The organism is Gracilibacillus caseinilyticus, assembly GCF_022919115.1.
Classification (GTDB): Bacteria; Bacillota; Bacilli; order Bacillales; family Amphibacillaceae; genus Gracilibacillus; species Gracilibacillus caseinilyticus.
Genome location: NZ_CP095072.1, coordinates 4,107,097 through 4,124,980, shown reverse-complemented (window position 1 = coordinate 4,124,980; position 17,884 = coordinate 4,107,097). Strand labels below are relative to the sequence as shown.

The following is a 17,884-nucleotide window of genomic DNA, read 5'->3' as shown; positions in this document are numbered from 1 at the left end:
TTGCCGCCTTGTGACCGAGAAAGATCACTTCGAAGCGATACTTGTAGACACATTGTTACAGGAAGTAGCAGCAGTGCTATGCATTATTCCTTTAGACAGTATGGACGATCATGAGGATACCAATCAACATACTATATCATGCACCAGTTGTAGAATACATTAGCCTAGGCCAACCACGTAGACTCCCGCAGGACGCGAAGTGGTTGACCGGAGCGGTATCATACCACTAAAAATATTTCAAAATTACCTCTATGCTAGTTGACTAAATCCGTATTATCAGAAGCTTATATACTTCATTTAGATAGTGAAGAGCAGTTTTCATGAGATTCATATCTGTTCTAATGATAATTCGCTTTGCAACTACGCGAAGCAATGAACAATTCGATTATTTTAGTTATTTCATATCATATCTTTTTATCATCCCCACACCATTGGTTATAATGAAAATGAAACCAATAAAACCCAAACGAATATTTGTTCGCTTTTTTGTGAGTGATCGTGTATACTAATAGATAGATAAAGAGAACGGAGGTAATATGGTGGATCAACATACATTTGATTTACAGGCACCTTATGAGCCGCAAGGGGATCAGCCCCGCGCCATTAAAGAACTCGTAGAAGGTGTCGAGAAGAACAAACGTCACCAGACATTGCTTGGTGCAACAGGTACAGGTAAGACGTTTACGGTTAGTAATGTCGTGAAAGAAATTAACCGGCCTACGCTTGTTATTGCCCATAACAAAACACTTGCCGGTCAGTTGTACAGTGAATTTAAAGAATTCTTTCCTAAGAACGCAGTAGAGTATTTTGTCAGTTATTATGATTATTATCAGCCAGAAGCGTATGTGCCGTCGACAGATACATTTATTGAAAAGGACGCTAGTGTCAATGATGAAATTGATAAACTTCGACACTCTGCAACCTCTGCCTTGTTTGAACGAAATGATGTCCTGGTCGTTGCCAGTGTTTCGTGCATTTACGGCTTGGGTTCACCAGAGGAATATAGCAGTCAGGTTTTATCCTTGCGTGTTGGTATGGAAAAAGATCGGGATGAATTATTAAGAGCATTAGTGGATATTCAGTATGCTCGTAATGATATTGACTTTCAGCGCGGTACCTTTCGTGTTCGGGGAGATTCGGTAGAAATAATCCCAGCATCAAGGGAAGAACATTGTGTGCGCATTGAATTTTTTGGTGATGAAATCGATCGAATTCGCGAAGTCGATGCCTTGACAGGTGAAATACTCGGCGATCGAGAACATATAGCGATATTCCCAGCTTCTCACTTCGTCACGCGAGAAGAAAAATTAAAAGTCGCGATGGAAAATATTAAACAGGAATTAAATGAGCAGCTTGCTAAATTTCGTGAAGAGGACAAATTGCTAGAAGCACAGCGATTAGAACAGCGCACCAATTATGACCTCGAGATGATGGAAGAGATGGGCTTTTGTTCTGGCATTGAGAATTATTCACGACATCTTTCCTTAAGAGAAGCAGGTTCTACTCCTTATACATTAATAGACTACTTTCCTGATGATTCGTTAATCGTCATCGATGAGTCCCATGTTACGTTACCGCAAATTCGTGGTATGTATAATGGAGACCAGGCTCGGAAGAAAGTGCTGGTTGATCATGGTTTTCGTTTACCATCTGCAATGGATAACCGTCCGTTGACCTTCGGTGAATTTGAACAAAAAGCCAATCAGTTAATATATGTCTCAGCCACTCCAGGTCCATATGAGCTCGAACATACACCGGTCATGACAGAACAAATTATTCGTCCAACTGGATTATTGGATCCGGAAGTCGATATTCGTCCAATCGATGGGCAGGTAGATGATTTAATCGGAGAAATCAATAAACGTGTTGAAAGAAATGAACGTGTATTAGTGACGACTTTGACGAAAAAAATGTCTGAAGATTTAACCGATTATTTAAAAGAAGTCGGATTAAAAGTTGCTTACTTACACTCTGAGATTAAAACGCTGGAACGTATTGAAGTGATTCGTGACTTGCGTGTCGGTAAGTATGATGTGCTGGTCGGTATTAACTTATTACGTGAAGGATTAGATATTCCAGAGGTATCCCTTGTGACTATTTTAGATGCAGATAAAGAAGGTTTCCTCCGCTCCGAACGCTCTCTCATTCAAACGATGGGTAGGGCAGCGCGTAATGAAAATGGTAGAGTAATCATGTATGCAGATAAAGAAACTGATTCCATGAAACGCGCAATTGAAGAAACCTACCGACGTCGTGAAAAGCAGCAAGCATATAACGAAGAACACGGCATCACGCCGCAAACTATCAATAAAGGGGTCCGTGATGTCATCCGCGCAACGATTGCGGCTGAAGACAAGGAGCAATATAACGAAAAAGCAAAAGAAGTCAGCAAAATGACGAAGAAAGAAAGACAATCACTAATCGAAAAAATGGAACAAGAAATGAAGCAGGCAGCACGTGATCTCGACTTCGAGCGCGCGGCAGAGCTTCGTGATGCAGTATTAGAATTGAAAGCAGAAGGGTGAATATAATGGCGAAAAAATCGATTTCAATAAAAGGAGCACGTGCTCATAATTTAAAAAACATTTCGATTGATATACCTAAAGATAGACTGGTAGTGTTAACTGGTTTATCTGGTTCCGGTAAGTCATCGCTAGCTTTTGATACGATCTATGCGGAAGGGCAAAGACGATATGTCGAGTCACTTTCCGCTTATGCTCGTCAGTTTTTAGGACAAATGGACAAACCAGATGTTGATTCTATTGAGGGGTTATCACCAGCCATTTCAATCGATCAGAAAACGACAAGCAGAAATCCGCGCTCTACAGTAGGAACGGTAACGGAAATTTACGATTATATGCGTTTGCTTTTTGCTCGGATTGGGCATCCTATCTGTCCGATTCATGGGGAGGAAATCACGTCACAAACCGTAGAACAAATGGTGGATCGAATTCTCGCCTATCCGGAGCGGACGAAATTACAAATCCTCGCACCAGTTGTTTCCGGACGAAAAGGAACCCACGCTAAAGTTTTGGAAGATCTCCAGAAAGAAGGGTACATTCGCCTGCGAGTGGACGGTGAGATGCGAGAAATAAGTGATGACATTGAGCTCGACAAGAACAAAAATCATTCAATCGAAGTAGTCATTGACAGGATAGTGGTGAAAGAAGGTATCACCGGTCGACTGTCTGATTCAATCGAAACAGCATTAAAGCTAGGCGATGGCAAGGTGATTGTCGATGTCATTGGAGAAGAGGAGTTGCTCTTTAGTGAAAACCACGCTTGTCCGATTTGTGGATTTTCCATTGATGAACTGGAACCACGCCTATTTTCCTTTAACAGTCCATGGGGCGCTTGTAAAACATGTGATGGTTTAGGTTCACAGCTGGAAGTTGATGTTGATCTGGTAATCCCGAATAAGGATTTAACACTAAATCAAGGCGCAATTGTTGCTTGGGAACCAACCAGCTCACAATATTATCCGCAAATGCTCAAGAGTGTTTGTGCTCATTATGGCATTGATATGGATGTTCCGGTGAAAAAGCTGGCAAAACGCGATATGAATAAAATTTTAAATGGAAGTGGAAAAGAAAAAATTTACTTCCGCTATGAAAATGATTATGGCATGACTCGTGAGACAGAAATTTATTTTGAAGGTGTTTTAAACAATATTGCCCGTCGCTATCGGGAGACATCTTCTGATTTCATTCGTGAACAAATGGAAAAATATATGGCAAATAAAGCATGTCCTAGCTGTGAAGGCTATCGTCTTAATGAAGAAGCACTTGCGGTCAAGGTAAATGATTTACATATTGGTCAGGTGACGGAATTGTCCGTAACCGAAGCCATTCAGTTCTTCACCTCACTTGATTTGTCCGAAAAAGAGATTCAGATTGCGAAAATGATTGTCAATGAATTAGATGATCGCCTTACTTTTCTTAAGAATGTTGGGTTGGACTACTTAACGTTATCAAGAGCGGCAGGGACATTATCTGGTGGCGAGGCGCAACGAATTCGGCTGGCAACTCAGATCGGTTCGGCATTGACAGGCGTTCTTTATGTATTGGATGAGCCATCGATCGGTCTGCACCAACGCGATAACGATCGTTTGATACAGACGTTAGAACGAATGCGTGATCTCGGAAATACGTTAATTGTAGTCGAGCATGATGAAGATACAATGCTTGCCGCTGACTATTTGATCGATATCGGCCCAGGAGCTGGTGAACACGGTGGGGAAGTAGTCGCTCAAGGTACACCAAAACAGGTCATGAAAAAGAAGAGATCTTTAACTGGTCAGTATTTATCTGGCGAGAAATTTATCCCTGTACCTGCTAAACGCTCTAAGCCTGATAATCGTTATTTGGAAATCATTGGTGCCAAGGAGAATAACTTAAAAAACGTTGATGTAAAAATTCCTATTGGCATTTTCTCAGCAATCACTGGCGTATCCGGATCTGGTAAGAGTTCATTAATCAATGAAATTTTACACAAAAGCTTATCCGTTCATTTACATCGTGCTAAGCAAAAACCTGGTAAGCATGAAAAAATTAACGGAATCGAATATCTAGAAAAAGTAATTGACATTGACCAGTCACCAATCGGTAGAACACCACGTTCCAATCCGGCTACTTATACGGGAGCTTTTGACGATATTCGAGATGTATTTGCCCAAACTAATGAGGCAAAAATCCGAGGCTATAAAAAAGGCCGTTTCAGCTTCAATGTAAAAGGTGGACGCTGTGAGGCATGCCGTGGCGATGGTATTATTAAAATTGAAATGCATTTCCTGCCGGACGTCTATGTACCGTGTGAAGTCTGTGAAGGCAAACGGTATAATCGTGAGACACTGGATGTCAAATATAAAGGGAAAAACATTGCGGATGTCCTGGATATGACGATTGAGGAGGCACTGTCCTTTTTCGAAAACATTCCTAAAATAAAACGTAAGCTGGAAACAATTTATGATGTCGGGCTTGGCTATGTGCGTTTAGGTCAGCCGGCGACCACCTTATCTGGTGGGGAAGCACAGCGTGTCAAATTGGCGAGTGAATTACACCGCCGTTCAAACGGAAAATCACTCTATATTCTGGATGAACCAACAACCGGTCTCCATATCGATGATATTTCTCGCTTGTTGACGGTAATTGAGCGCCTTGTCGATAATGGTGATACGGTGATCATCATCGAACATAATCTTGATGTGATTAAAGCGTCCGATTATATTATCGATCTCGGTCCAGAGGGTGGTGACGGTGGCGGTACCATTGTAGCTACAGGCACACCGGAAGAAGTCGCCGAAGTCGAAGAATCTCATACAGGAAGATATTTAAAACCTGTCCTTGAAAGAGATAAAGCAAGAATGGAAGCAATGATTGGAAAATAATAATAAGCTGTCCTCAGGGGCAGCTTTTGTTGCGTGCCCAGCAAACCGTTAATTGCTAATTGGTGAAAGTCCAATCCGAGCAACTGGTGGAGGAATCCTAAGGTTGAGGCCACGTGACAAAGTAACTCAATCAAGAATGCGAGCAATTTATCAGGCTTAGCAAAGTGGAACACCCTGAAACCCGAGGACAAAGGATAATATCCAATTCCTGTTTTCTACTCTACAGGAGGTATAAAAAAAGCTCGGCACTCGTTGATATGTTTTAAATGCTTAGCAAAGCTCCGAAAATTCTAGCACACTAAATTTTTCAAAATGAGCACATGACTACTTTACATAATCCATTTAAGAAAGTTGTATGTACTTACGTTAGTTAGGAACAACCACTAAACATCTCATTTTTATTCCAAGCGGTACAAAATACCTTGTTGAGATGAACTATGATAAAGAAGCACTCAGTACCTCTCACAAGAACTTATAATCTATCTATGCTAAAATGGGTAAAGAATGCAAGGAAAGAGGAGGCTGCCATATCTTATGGAACCAATTGAAATAAATCAGTTGCAAAAACATATTGATGATCGTGCAAATAAAGACGTATATGTCCATTTAGAAACAACAAATGGTGCATATGCCAGTCACTTTAACGAGGATGCCTACAATGTAGGAGCGTTTATTCGTAATGCGAAGGTAAAGTATCAGCGAGGGAAAGTAGTTGGAGCTGTTGCTACATATCGTGTTGGGCTGAAATTAGATATTGGCTGGATCTATGCAGAGGGTGTCAATCAATTCGAAATAAATGACCAAAATCAGCTGTTAATGGCGGGTCATGATCGCGAAGGAAGATTGATGGTGTCACTGCAGATCAGTGAAACACCATTCCATTATTAAGAAGGAGGAATTACTGTGTCAGAACACGTAGTTGTCATATATCCACATCCTGATGATGAGGCATTTGGTGCTTCCGGTACGATTACAACCTTCCGTCAAAAAGGAATTCCGGTTACGTACTTTTGTGGCACTCTAGGAGAAATGGGGCGAAACATGGGAAACCCTACCTTTGCCAATCGGGAAACATTACCAGAAATCCGTAAAGAAGAATTAATCAAAGCTTGTAAAGTGTTAGATATAAACCTTGAAATGTTAGGCTATCGCGATAAAACGTTGGAGTTTGAATCGACAGAAGAAGTAGCTCAACATTTATACACATATTTAGAAGAAATTAAACCATCGCTAGTCATTACCCATTATCCTGGTCACGCGGTTCATCCAGACCATGATGCGTTTGGTGCTGCCGCTATTCGAGCTGTTGAAATGATCCCGGCACAAGAACGACCTGTCGTATGGGCACAAGCGATCAGCCGAACGCATACTATAGAGCTAGGGGAGCCTGATGTGGTGAATGATGTATCGGATGTTTTTGAGAAAAAATTTGACACGATTCAGGCACACAAATCACAAGCAGATGGTATGCTAGCAACAGTGAAAAATCAAGAAGAAGATATCATGGCTGCAGCCAAACAATGGTTAGGCATGGAATCTTTCTATACTTGGAAATATTGAGCAAGTGCCATGATGTTTAATCTCCTTTGATTGTGGAAATATAGTTAGGAGATTACAGTCATGATAGGAGGCTGAAAATGGAACCACGTAAACTATATCGTTCTGAATCAAATAGTATGCTTGCCGGAGTCCTCGGTGGTATTGCAGAAATAACGAATTTAGATGCGACGATATTACGCTTAATTTATATCGTATTATTAATCTTTACAGCAGGTATCCCGCTAACGATTTTATATATAGCTGCTGCCCTGATTATTCCCAAAAAAAGTGAGCAGCCATAATGCGTTGGATATTATCACTCGTATTCAACGCGCTGGCACTGATGTTAATTGATTATCTTTTTGATAGCTTTACGATTGACGGGTTTGCCATAGCTTTATTGGCAAGTGTGATACTGGCGGTTTTAAATGCGATTGTTAGACCGATTCTCGTCGTATTAACATTACCAATAACAATTGTTACACTAGGATTGTTCTTATTTGTCATCAACGCTATCACGCTATGGTTTACTCAAGCACTGCTAGGTGACAATTTCGTGATTGATGGCTTCGCCATGGCCCTAATCGCAGCCATTTTATTTTCAATCATGAATTTCTTTATCAACAAAATAGTGAAAGATTAAACCGCTGTGTATTCCATAGCGGTTTTTTTATAGAAAATATATAATCATTGTCATTAAGATGAATGACAGAAGTAAATCAAGCTTTAAAAAAATAAAATTAGCTTCCTATAATACGGATTATGTAAAGTGGAGCTGTATTATTATGTGTCCATTTTGATATATTTTATGTGCGTAGCAATGCTCCGGAAATATGCTCCGCGTCCTGTGGGCACGGGAGTCTCCGCATATTTCCTACGCTTAGGTGAAGTGCTACAAAGCTTGAAAATAGCTAAAAGCATTGGTGCTAGGCATTAAAAGTCATTAAAATGGATAGCTCTATATCCTTCCTGTCACGTCTGGTGTAGAGCAAACATCCTAGCGTAGGCCAACCACGTAGACTCCCGCGGGACGTGCAGGTGCTGAAGATCCACTTTGTGAAGTGCCTTTCTTCACAAAGTTAGCTTCAGCCGTGCCCCGCAGGGCGCGAAGTGGTTGGCCGGAGCGGTATCCCAGCACATGAATCATTTCAAGATAAACACTAAGCTGCTACTTTACATAATCCGTATTAAAAGAAGCTCTTATAATAATTATGTAAAGTGTAACTGTCTGGCTTGTGCCGAGGAAGCACGCTTTGAAACAATACTTGCAGGCAGAGACAAGTGGTTCGTAGAAGGTATCATACTACTGACAATATTTTAAAATAACCTCTACTTTAGTAAATATAATCCGTATTTTAAGGTGCCTGTGTACACATATTTAAGTTAGATAGAACCGTAAGAATAGGATTTTTCGTTTTTCTAATCCGGTTAATTTTTTCATTCTAATCTGTACTATCTTTTTCAAAAAGTGCTACAATAGTTACAGCAAGATATACAAAAGTGGAGAATGGAAAAAAGGGATTTTTTCAGAAACAGGGGGGCTATAAAAATGGCTAAAGTTCGTACGCAGGATTTGCTTGACCGCTTTAAAATCGAGCTGATTGCAGGGAAAGAAGGAATTCACAGAGAAATATTTATGAGTGAAGTCTCGCGTCCGGGTATAGAGTTAACTGGATATTTCAAATACTATCCGAAAGATCGTTTGCAGCTTTTGGGTAAAACAGAGCTATCATATTTTTCCGAATTAACCTTGGAAGAGAAAAAAGATCGTTCCTACCGTTTATGTACGGACATTACACCAGGAATTGTAGTGACGAGAGATATGGAAGTGCCAGAGGAATTAGTAGAGGCATGTGAAGATTCCGGCGTGCCATTAATGCGCTCACCGTACAAAACAACACGTGTTATTAGCAGAATTACTAATTTCCTAGAAGCGAAATTTGCTCCTTTCACTGCTGTGCATGGTGTGTTGGTAGATATTTATGGGATAGGTGTATTAATCACCGGTCAATCAGGTGTCGGTAAAAGTGAAACAGCACTGGAACTGGTGAAAAGAGGTCACCGCCTGGTAGCAGATGATAGTGTCGAAATTCGTCAGGAGGACTATGACCGCTTAATTGGTTCGTCCCCTCCATTAATCGAACATTTACTCGAGATTCGTGGATTAGGAATTATTAACGTGATGACTCTGTTTGGAGCGGGTTCTGTACGTTCTCACAAGAAAATTTCATTAGTCATTAATTTAGAAACATGGGATCAAAAGAAACAGTATGATCGATTAGGGCTTGAAGAGGAGACGATGAAAATCATCGACGTTAAAATTCCGAAAGCAACACTTCCTGTTCGACCTGGTCGTAACCTTGCTGTTATTATAGAAGTGGCTGCGATGAATTTCCGTTTGAAACGAATGGGTGTTAATGCAGCAGAAGAATTCTCACAACGATTGTCTAAAATGATCCAAAATGGTGGACAGGAAGAGTCTGAATTTGAAACAGATATTGATATGGATTATTAATCAAAGAACGGAGGAGATTAATTTTGGCATGTGAAGCTCCTGCGCTTGATCCTATCTTTTTACAATTAGGGCCATTATCGATTTATTGGTATGGTGTTATCATCGCATCCGGCGCCTTTCTAGGCTTGTGGATTGCGACGATGGAAGCAGATAGATTAGGTGTGAAAAAGGACTATATTGTTGATTTAGTAGTATTTGCAATCCCGATTGCCATTATTTGTGCACGGGCATATTATGTTATTTTTGAATGGGATCGCTATGTAAATGATGCATGGTGGAAAGTTTTTGCCGTCTGGGAAGGTGGAATTGCGATTCACGGTGCATTAATTGGTTCCGTCTTAACTGCGATCATTTTTACACGAGTTAAAAACCTATCGTTCTGGCAAATCGCAGATATTGCAGCACCGAGTATTATCCTTGGGCAGGCTATTGGCCGATGGGGAAATTTCATGAATCAGGAAGCACATGGCGGTCCAATTTCCGAGGCTACATATCAGAATTTTCATCAATACTTACCAGATTTCATTATGAATCAGATGTGTATTGAAGGTACGATGTATCATCCTACTTTTTTATATGAATCCGTCTGGAACATTGCAGGATTTATCCTGTTATTAATCTTACGGAAATATCCGTTACGTCGCGGAGAAATGTTCTTAACCTACGTGATCTGGTATTCAATTGGCCGTTATTTCATCGAAGGAATGCGTACAGACAGCTTGTACATTGTTGGTGAATTGCGCACTGCACAATTTATTTCGGTACTATTAATAATTGGTTCACTGGTTATTATGTTCTATCGTCGTAAAAAAGGTTTAGCAGACCGAACGTATCAAGGTAAAAAAATCACACAACATAAGAAATAATTACACAGCTCTTTTTGACAGCACTTGGAGGTAAAAAATGAAGATTGAAACGATTTTATTTGATTTAGATGGAACATTAATTAATACGAATGAATTAATTATTGCTTCTTTCGCTCATACGATTGAGAAATTCGGGGATCGTCCGTATACAAGAGAAGAGATTCTTGACTTTATCGGTCCGCCGTTGGTGGACAGTTTGAAAAAAGTAAATGCGGACAAAGTCGAAGAATTGATGGCGACTTATCGTGAGCATAACTTAGCAAACCACGATAAATATGTAGAAGCTTATCCGACGGTTGTGGAAACAATCCAAAAGCTGAAAGAAGCAGGGTTTCAGTTGGGTATTGTGACTACGAAGCTGAATGACACTGCGAAATTAGGCTTGAAGATGACCGGAATGGATCAATTATTTGAAGTATTAATTGGGTTGGATGATGTGGAGAATGCCAAGCCGCATCCAGAGCCAATCCTTACGGCAATTGACCAGCTGAAAGCAAATCCAATGACAACGATGATGGTGGGCGATAATTATCATGACATCGAAGCAGGTCACAATGCTGGAGTACAGACGGCAGGAGTAGCTTGGACAATCAAAGGCAGAAAAATATTAGAAGCACATGATCCAGACTATATGTTAGAAGAAATGAGCGATTTACTGAACATTGTTGGAGTGGAGTAATCATGCGGAAGACTGAACGGTATCGTGTTCATGGCCCAAATAGTTTGTGGCATGTTTATCAGACCGTCCCATTTTGGAAGGTGATTCGAAATTTTGTTGTCATACAGCTTGCGAGGTATACACCTCTCTTGCAAGTGAAAAACAGCTTATACCGTACGTTTCTAAATATGAAAGTAGGCAACCAGACAGCTTTCGGCTTAATGGTTATGCTGGATATCTTTTTTCCTGAAAAAATTAAAATTGGTACGAATTCGGTAATCGGATATAATACGACGATTCTTGCGCACGAGTATCTAATTAAGGAATACCGGATTGGTGATGTTACGATAGGTGACGAGGTCATGATTGGTGCCAATTGTACGATCTTACCAGGGGTTACAATTGGCGATGGGGCAGTCGTGGCTGCTGGTACGGTTGTCTATAAGGATGTCGAAGCAGGCACATTTGTTGCAGGAAATCCAATGCGCTTAGTTTATGACAGAGAACAAATGCAAGAGCGCGAATTAAATGACCCTCTTATGGCAAAAGCTGATGAATAAATCATCAGCTTTTTGCTTTGATAATACCATAAATAGTTTGAATAACAGGTACTTCCAGTTGATGTTTCTTCGCGATGGCGATCGCAGCACCGTGTAAATGTTCTAACTCGAGCGGCAATCCTTTACGATAATCCTGATGCATAGACGAAGTTGCATGTTCAGGAAGTTGTTGAATGGTTGACCAGGCTTTCTCGATTCTTCGCTCTGTTAAATCGACCTTCTCAGCATTTGCAATTTGTTGCATTTCTTGAAACAGCTTGTCCAGTACATCTCTCGTTGCCTGATGCTTGAGAATTGGTCCGATTTCCAACTCGCTTACGGTGGTAATTCCCGAAAAAGCAGTAATAAACATATACTTATACCAGATGTCTGTTGAAATTTTTTCGCTGTATGTTGCACGCATATTTGCTTTCTGAGAAAGTTCTGCCAGTTGTTCACAGATCTGTTGTTGACTATGATGTAAGGCGCCGAACCAGACTTCGTGAATCTCGCTTGTATGTTTCACATGGCCATGTTCGTCCAGAGTAGCTATGATGTTAGCTAAACCACCTAGTACTTTATTTTCTCCGAAATGGTCTGCTAATGTCTGATAATGTGCAACACCATTCATGATTGGTAATAAGAAAGTGTTAGGTCCTGCTAAGGCCTTCAATGTGTGGATCACAGCATCGAGATGATATCCTTTAACAGCAATCACAATAACATCGGCTTCGACTGCATCTTTCGGATTGGTAATAATAGAAGGTGATTGGATCTGATCATCACCTTTAACACTATGTAACGCAAGCCCCTGCTCGTGTAATTGCTTTGCTCTCTTTTCGCGTACGATAAACTGGACATTAGCACCTGCCCGTAGCCAGCGGACACCGAAATAACTGCCCAATGCGCCAGCGCCGATTATGGCAATATTCATGACTATCTCCTCCTCGTTATTTTTATCTTACTACACCATTGCAGCCTGACCAAAAGATCTGTCATAAAAAAAGGTACTTTCATTGTTTGCAAATTATGTTATAATGCATTAGTCATCGAATTTTATCATAGTGCTAATCGTCCGTAATATACGATAGCAAACCTCGAGCTTTTTGAGAAAGTAACATTACGGACGTTTGCACTTTAAACAACAGAAGCCCATTTATTTACTGTATCATTATAATTTTTTGCAGGTAAAGTTAGGAGGGGAACCTTTCACGTGTCAAAATCACATTCAATAGAGGGGAACATCATACCTTTCATACCAGAAGGGGATTTTTATTTCTCAAAAGGTATTGAAGCATACCAAAAGCAAAAATTTGACCTCTCCTTAAAATGGTTTCAAAAAGCAATGGAAGAAAAACCGGACAATCCGTTATATCAATGTCAGACATCGATCGTTTATACGGAAATTGGTTCCTACCATCTGGCAAACCAGTTATTAACAAGGGTATTAGCCAAGCAAGGTGAAGAATATATTGATTGTTATTATTTAATTGCGAATAATTACGCGCATTTAGGGCTTTTACAAGATGCGATCAAATATGCAGAACTTTATTTAGAAAAAGCAACTGACGGTGAATTCCGTGAAGAAGCTGCGACATTATTGGAGATGTTAGATTTCGATGATGAAGAAGAGGACGATAATGATTGGACATTGGACGAAGAAGACGATCTTCTCATGTACCAGGAAACGGCCTTTTATCATCTCGAGCGTGAAGAGTGGGAAGAAGCGATTGCTGTTTTAGAAGAAATGATCGCTTTGTTTCCAGAGTTTTCACAAGCAAGACATGAATATCATTATGCACTGTTTTTTATCGGAGAACGGAAAGAAGCCATCGAAATGGAAGAGAAATATTTGCAAGATCATCCAGATGCATTGTTTAGTTTGATGAACTTGGCCATTTTCTATGGACTGGAACAAAATAATGAAAAAAGTAACTATTACACGAATATGCTGGAGAATATTTATCCAATCCATGAACAGCAAAAATTACGAATTGCCGTTACCTTCACTCAAATTGGATTATATGATAAAGCACTTCCTCGATTTAAAATGTTGCATAAATCGAAATTAAAAGGCCATCCTTCCTACTATAGATGGTATAGTACTTGTCAGTATTATTTAGGAATGAAAGAAGAAGCGGAACAATTATGGCGCGAAGGTTGTAAACATTTTCAGATTCTTGCCGAGCAGGCCCCTCCGTGGAAATAGCATAAATGAGCAGATTAGTAGACCTTTTGTACCGTCCATATCATAATAGAGAGAACAATTGAGAAGAAAGGATGACAGGCATGACAGAAGAAAAGATTTATGACGTTATAATTGCAGGTGCTGGGCCAGCTGGTTTAACGGCAGCTGTCTACACATCACGTGCAAATTTAGATACATTAATGCTGGAAAGAGGTATTCCTGGTGGACAAATGGCCAACACCGAGGATGTGGAAAACTATCCAGGATATGACCATATATTAGGACCTGATTTATCAAATAAAATGTTTGATCACGCGAAAAAATTCGGAGCAGCATATGCTTATGGAGATATTAAAGAAGTGATTGATCATGGCGATTATAAAACAATTAATGCTGGCTCTAAAGAATACAAAACAAAAGCATTAATCATCACTACCGGTGCACAATACAAAAAATTAGGCGTACCTGGCGAAGAAGAGCTCGGTGGACGTGGTGTCTCTTACTGCGCTGTTTGTGACGGTGCTTTCTTTAAAGAGAAAGAATTGGTCGTAGTCGGTGGCGGTGACTCTGCTGTCGAAGAAGGTGTCTATCTAACGAGATTTGCTAGCAAAGTCACCATTGTACACCGTCGTAATGAGCTTCGTGCCCAAAAGATTTTACAGGATCGTGCCTTTAACAATGACAAAATCGATTTCATCTGGGATACGATCGTCAAGTCTATCAATGAAAAAGACGGGAAAGTTGGAAGTGTTACATTATACAATAAAGAAACTGGCCAAGAGTATGACCATAACATTGATGGTACCTTTATTTATATCGGTATGGTTCCATTAAGTGAACCATTCAAATCATTAGGCGTTACTAATGAAGAAGGATATATTCCAACAAATGAAAAAATGGAAACAAGTGTGCAAGGTGTATTTGCTGCTGGGGATATTCGTGAGAAAGAACTTCGTCAAATCGTAACTGCTACTGGTGACGGAAGCATTGCAGCGCAAGCCGCACAGTCTTATATTGAAAACTTAGAGGAAAAGGTCAACGCACCAAGCTAGTCCTGTAATCTTTTCGAAATACACACGTAATTAGAAATTAACGCGGTTGTAACACGGACGAAACATTAATTAGATATAATGTAATTAACTAATTGACCCCCTTTTTAATAAATATAGAACTTGACGGCATAGGTTTCACAACCTATGCCAATTTTTTTTGGTGGTAGACAGCAATTTCTCCGTGTATAATAGTAAATATAATAGTTGAGTCGTTACATACTAGTAGCGAAAGCGAGGGGGGTTGTTTGATGGGGAGACAAACGGATGAAATTAAATTAGTCATTATTACAGGTATGTCAGGAGCAGGAAAGACAGTAGCTGTTCAAAGCTTTGAAGATTTGGGCTATTACTGTGTCGATAACTTGCCGCCAGCCCTTTTGCCAAAATTTCTGGAATTAATGAAGGATGCCACCAATACGATTCAAAAGGTAGCACTTGTCATGGATTTACGAGGAAGAGAATTTTTTGATACTCTTTTTGAAGCACTGGATGCCCTGGGTCAGGAAAAATGGCTGGAAGAACATATCCTTTTCCTGGATGCCAGTGATCACGTCTTAGTTTCACGATATAAAGAAACGCGACGTTCACATCCATTGGCACAAGATGGATTACCATTAGAAGGGATTCATGCGGAAAGAAAAATACTGGATGAATTAAGAGGGCGTGCACAGCATTTTATCGATACTTCTCAATTGAAACCAAAGGAATTACGTGAAGAAATAGTGCAGCGATATAGTAAAAAAGACCAGGAGATTTTCTCAGTTCACACACTTTCCTTCGGTTTTAAATATGGTTTGCCAATTGACGCAGATCTTGTCTTTGATGTTCGTTTCTTACCTAATCCACATTATGTCGAACAGATGCGTCCGCTGACAGGACTAAGTTCAGAAGTTTCATCATATGTTTTTAAATGGTCGGATACACAGAAATTTATCGAAAAGATGATTGACCTGTTAGAATTTATGCTGCCTCAGTATAAACGTGAGGGTAAGACACAATTGGTCATTGCGATTGGCTGTACTGGTGGTCAACATCGGTCGGTAGCGATAGCGGAACATTTAGCAAAGTATTTCCAAAAAAATTATGTCACACATGTTAGTCATCGTGATATAGAGAAACGAAAGGGTTAATTATGACATCAAAGACTCCAAAAAAAATCGTCGTCATTGGTGGCGGTACAGGAATGCCGGTTATCTTACGTGGTTTAAAACAACAACCCATCGAGTTGTCGGCAATTGTAACTGTTGCAGATGATGGTGGCAGTTCCGGGCGACTACGCACAGAAATGGAAATGCCTGCCCCAGGAGATATCCGGAATGTCATTGCAGCACTATCTGATGTTGAACCAATGTTAATGGATTTATTTCAGCATCGTTTTACGAAAGGTAATGGTCTTTCCGGTCATTCGATGGGTAATCTGCTATTAGCTGCTATGACTTCTGTGACAGGCGATTTCTATAACGGAATAAAAGAAATATCGAGAGTATTAAACGTCAAAGGAAATATTTATCCGATTGCGAATCAGAATATGTTCTTGCATGCGGAATATGAAGATGGTGAAGTAGTAGTAGGGGAATCGAATATTCCTAAAGCGAATAAACGGATTAAACGAGTATTTTTAAAGCCAAACCCTGTGTTGCCTTTACCAGAAGCAGTAACCGCGATTCATGACGCTGATTTAGTCGTGATAGCACCTGGCAGTTTATATACTAGTACGCTGCCTAATTTAATCGTACCTCAGATTGGAGAAGCATTACGTGCGACCAAGGCGAAAGTGGTGTACGTCTGTAATGTGATGACTCAGGCTGGTGAAACAAATCATTATACGGCATCTGACCATGTTAAAGCAATTACCGAACATATAGGGGATGACTGTATTCAGGCGGTTATTGTGCACAATCAGACGATCGCGAAGGATGTACAAATGGTTTATGCAGAAGAGAATGCAGAACCGGTTAAATACGACCTGGACAGGTTGCGTGATATGGGGCTCGAGATTATCGAAGCGGATATTGTCAAAGAATTAAATCATTCCTTGCGGCATGACACGGATAAAGTAGCTAATGTGCTTTGTTCCTTAACATAAGCAAGTGGAGTTTTCTGTGTGGTAGAGGGGAGGGAGAAAGTTGTCTTTTGCAGCAGATATAAAAAAAGAATTAACAAAGATAGAAAGTGATGATTGCTGCCAACAAGCGGAATTAGCAGCACTGATACGGATGAACGGAGCCATTTCGTTGTCAAGAAATGCCTATTCATTAGACGTTCAAACAGAGAATGCTGCCATTGCGCGCCGGATTTACACGCTGATTAAATCCATTTATGATATACCAGTAGAGTTACTTGTGCGTAAGAAAATGAAATTGAAGAAAAACAACGTCTATATCGTGCGAATGAATGAAGGAGTCAAGGAGATGCTCCATGATCTCGAAATATTAGTAGAGCCATTACAATTTATTCGAACTATTTCTTCGAAGTATACGGAGAAGCAATGTTGCAGACGATCGTATTTACGTGGCGCCTTTTTAGCTGGCGGCTCTGTGAATAACCCAGAAACTTCTTCCTATCATTTAGAAATATATAATTTTCATGAAGAGCACAATCAATCATTATGTGATTTATTGAATGAATATAACTTACATGCACGTATTTTAGAACGGAAAAAAGGTTTTATCACGTATATTAAAGAAGCCGAAAAAATTACCGAGCTGTTGAATTACATGGGTGCACATCAAGCTTTGTTTAAATTTGAAGATGTGAGAATCGTGCGTGATATGCGTAATTCTGTAAATCGACTGGTCAATTGTGAAACGGCTAATTTGAATAAAACAATTGGTGCTGCTTTTCGACAGATGGAGAATATCCGATTTATTGATAAGACAGTCGGGTTAGAGGCATTGCCTGACAAATTACAAGAAATTGCCCGTTTACGGATGGAGCATCAGGATGTGTCACTTAAAGAATTAGGTGAAATGGTGTCTGGCGGGAAGATAAGTAAGTCGGGTATTAACCATCGTTTGAAAAAAATCGATCAATTTGCTGACCAGTTAAGAAATGAGGAAGTATCGAGTCAGTAGCATTTGTGTTGAAGTTAACTTCTGCGGGATTTAAATCGCGCAGAAGTTTACCTTTTGGAAATGTTGA

Annotated in this window: 16 protein-coding genes; 15 read left to right on the top strand and 1 reads right to left on the bottom strand. The window is 40.1% G+C overall.

Annotated elements, in window-relative coordinates:
* Positions 1–536 precede the first annotated feature (536 nt).
* From uvrB to MUN88_RS19840, 10 genes are all read left to right on the top strand, one after another.
* On the top strand, positions 537–2,525 hold the full coding sequence (gene uvrB, locus MUN88_RS19885) for an excinuclease ABC subunit UvrB (RefSeq protein WP_244718535.1): 1,989 nt from the start codon (positions 537–539) through the stop codon (positions 2,523–2,525).
* Positions 2,526–2,530: 5 nt separating this feature from the next.
* Positions 2,531–5,386 carry an excinuclease ABC subunit UvrA gene (gene uvrA / locus MUN88_RS19880; protein ID WP_244718532.1) on the top strand — a complete coding sequence of 952 codons (2,856 nt, stop codon included), beginning with the start codon at positions 2,531–2,533 and terminating at the stop codon, positions 5,384–5,386.
* Between the two features lie 534 nt (positions 5,387–5,920).
* Positions 5,921–6,274, top strand: a complete 354-nt coding sequence (locus MUN88_RS19875; RefSeq protein ID WP_244718530.1) for a YojF family protein — start codon at positions 5,921–5,923, stop codon at positions 6,272–6,274.
* 15 nt (positions 6,275–6,289) lie between these two features.
* Entirely contained in the window at positions 6,290–6,946 is a 657-nt protein-coding gene (bshB2, locus tag MUN88_RS19870; RefSeq protein WP_244718528.1) for a bacillithiol biosynthesis deacetylase BshB2, read from the top strand.
* Between the two features lie 77 nt (positions 6,947–7,023).
* Positions 7,024–7,227 carry a PspC domain-containing protein gene (locus tag MUN88_RS19865; protein ID WP_244718526.1) on the top strand — a complete coding sequence of 68 codons (204 nt, stop codon included), beginning with the start codon at positions 7,024–7,026 and terminating at the stop codon, positions 7,225–7,227.
* Positions 7,227–7,568: a phage holin family protein gene (locus MUN88_RS19860; RefSeq protein WP_244718524.1), complete on the top strand. Its 342-nt coding sequence runs from the start codon at positions 7,227–7,229 to the stop codon at positions 7,566–7,568. Before MUN88_RS19865 ends, MUN88_RS19860 begins: the two co-directional genes overlap by 1 nt.
* Before the next feature lie 906 nt (positions 7,569–8,474).
* Positions 8,475–9,440: an HPr(Ser) kinase/phosphatase gene (gene hprK / locus MUN88_RS19855; protein WP_244718522.1), complete on the top strand. Its 966-nt coding sequence runs from the start codon at positions 8,475–8,477 to the stop codon at positions 9,438–9,440.
* 23 nt (positions 9,441–9,463) lie between these two features.
* Positions 9,464–10,306, top strand: coding sequence for a prolipoprotein diacylglyceryl transferase (lgt, locus tag MUN88_RS19850; RefSeq protein WP_244718520.1), 843 nt, complete (start codon positions 9,464–9,466; stop codon positions 10,304–10,306).
* A 37-nt stretch (positions 10,307–10,343) separates the two neighbouring features.
* Positions 10,344–10,985, top strand: coding sequence for a pyrophosphatase PpaX (gene ppaX, locus MUN88_RS19845; protein WP_244718518.1), 642 nt, complete (start codon positions 10,344–10,346; stop codon positions 10,983–10,985).
* Positions 10,986–10,987: 2 nt separating this feature from the next.
* Positions 10,988–11,524 carry an acyltransferase gene (locus MUN88_RS19840; RefSeq protein WP_244718516.1) on the top strand — a complete coding sequence of 179 codons (537 nt, stop codon included), beginning with the start codon at positions 10,988–10,990 and terminating at the stop codon, positions 11,522–11,524.
* A gap of 4 nt (positions 11,525–11,528) precedes the next feature.
* Here the strand turns inward: MUN88_RS19840 and MUN88_RS19835 are convergent, their stop codons facing one another.
* Positions 11,529–12,437 (bottom strand): ketopantoate reductase family protein, encoded by a 909-nt coding sequence (locus tag MUN88_RS19835; RefSeq protein WP_244718513.1) that lies wholly within the window; start codon positions 12,435–12,437, stop codon positions 11,529–11,531.
* Positions 12,438–12,716: 279 nt separating this feature from the next.
* Here MUN88_RS19835 and MUN88_RS19830 point away from each other — a divergent pair, with 279 nt between their 5' ends.
* From MUN88_RS19830 to whiA, 5 genes are all read left to right on the top strand, one after another.
* Positions 12,717–13,712, top strand: coding sequence for a tetratricopeptide repeat protein (locus MUN88_RS19830; protein WP_244718510.1), 996 nt, complete (start codon positions 12,717–12,719; stop codon positions 13,710–13,712).
* Between the two features lie 80 nt (positions 13,713–13,792).
* Positions 13,793–14,743, top strand: a complete 951-nt coding sequence (gene trxB / locus MUN88_RS19825) for a thioredoxin-disulfide reductase (protein WP_244718507.1) — start codon at positions 13,793–13,795, stop codon at positions 14,741–14,743.
* Positions 14,744–14,991: 248 nt separating this feature from the next.
* Positions 14,992–15,873, top strand: a complete 882-nt coding sequence (gene rapZ, locus MUN88_RS19820) for an RNase adapter RapZ (RefSeq protein ID WP_244718504.1) — start codon at positions 14,992–14,994, stop codon at positions 15,871–15,873.
* A gap of 2 nt (positions 15,874–15,875) precedes the next feature.
* On the top strand, positions 15,876–16,829 hold the full coding sequence (mgfK, locus tag MUN88_RS19815; protein ID WP_244718502.1) for a gluconeogenesis morphogenetic factor MgfK: 954 nt from the start codon (positions 15,876–15,878) through the stop codon (positions 16,827–16,829).
* Between the two features lie 40 nt (positions 16,830–16,869).
* Positions 16,870–17,817: a DNA-binding protein WhiA gene (gene whiA / locus MUN88_RS19810; RefSeq protein WP_244718500.1), complete on the top strand. Its 948-nt coding sequence runs from the start codon at positions 16,870–16,872 to the stop codon at positions 17,815–17,817.
* Positions 17,818–17,884: the final 67 nt, after the last annotated feature.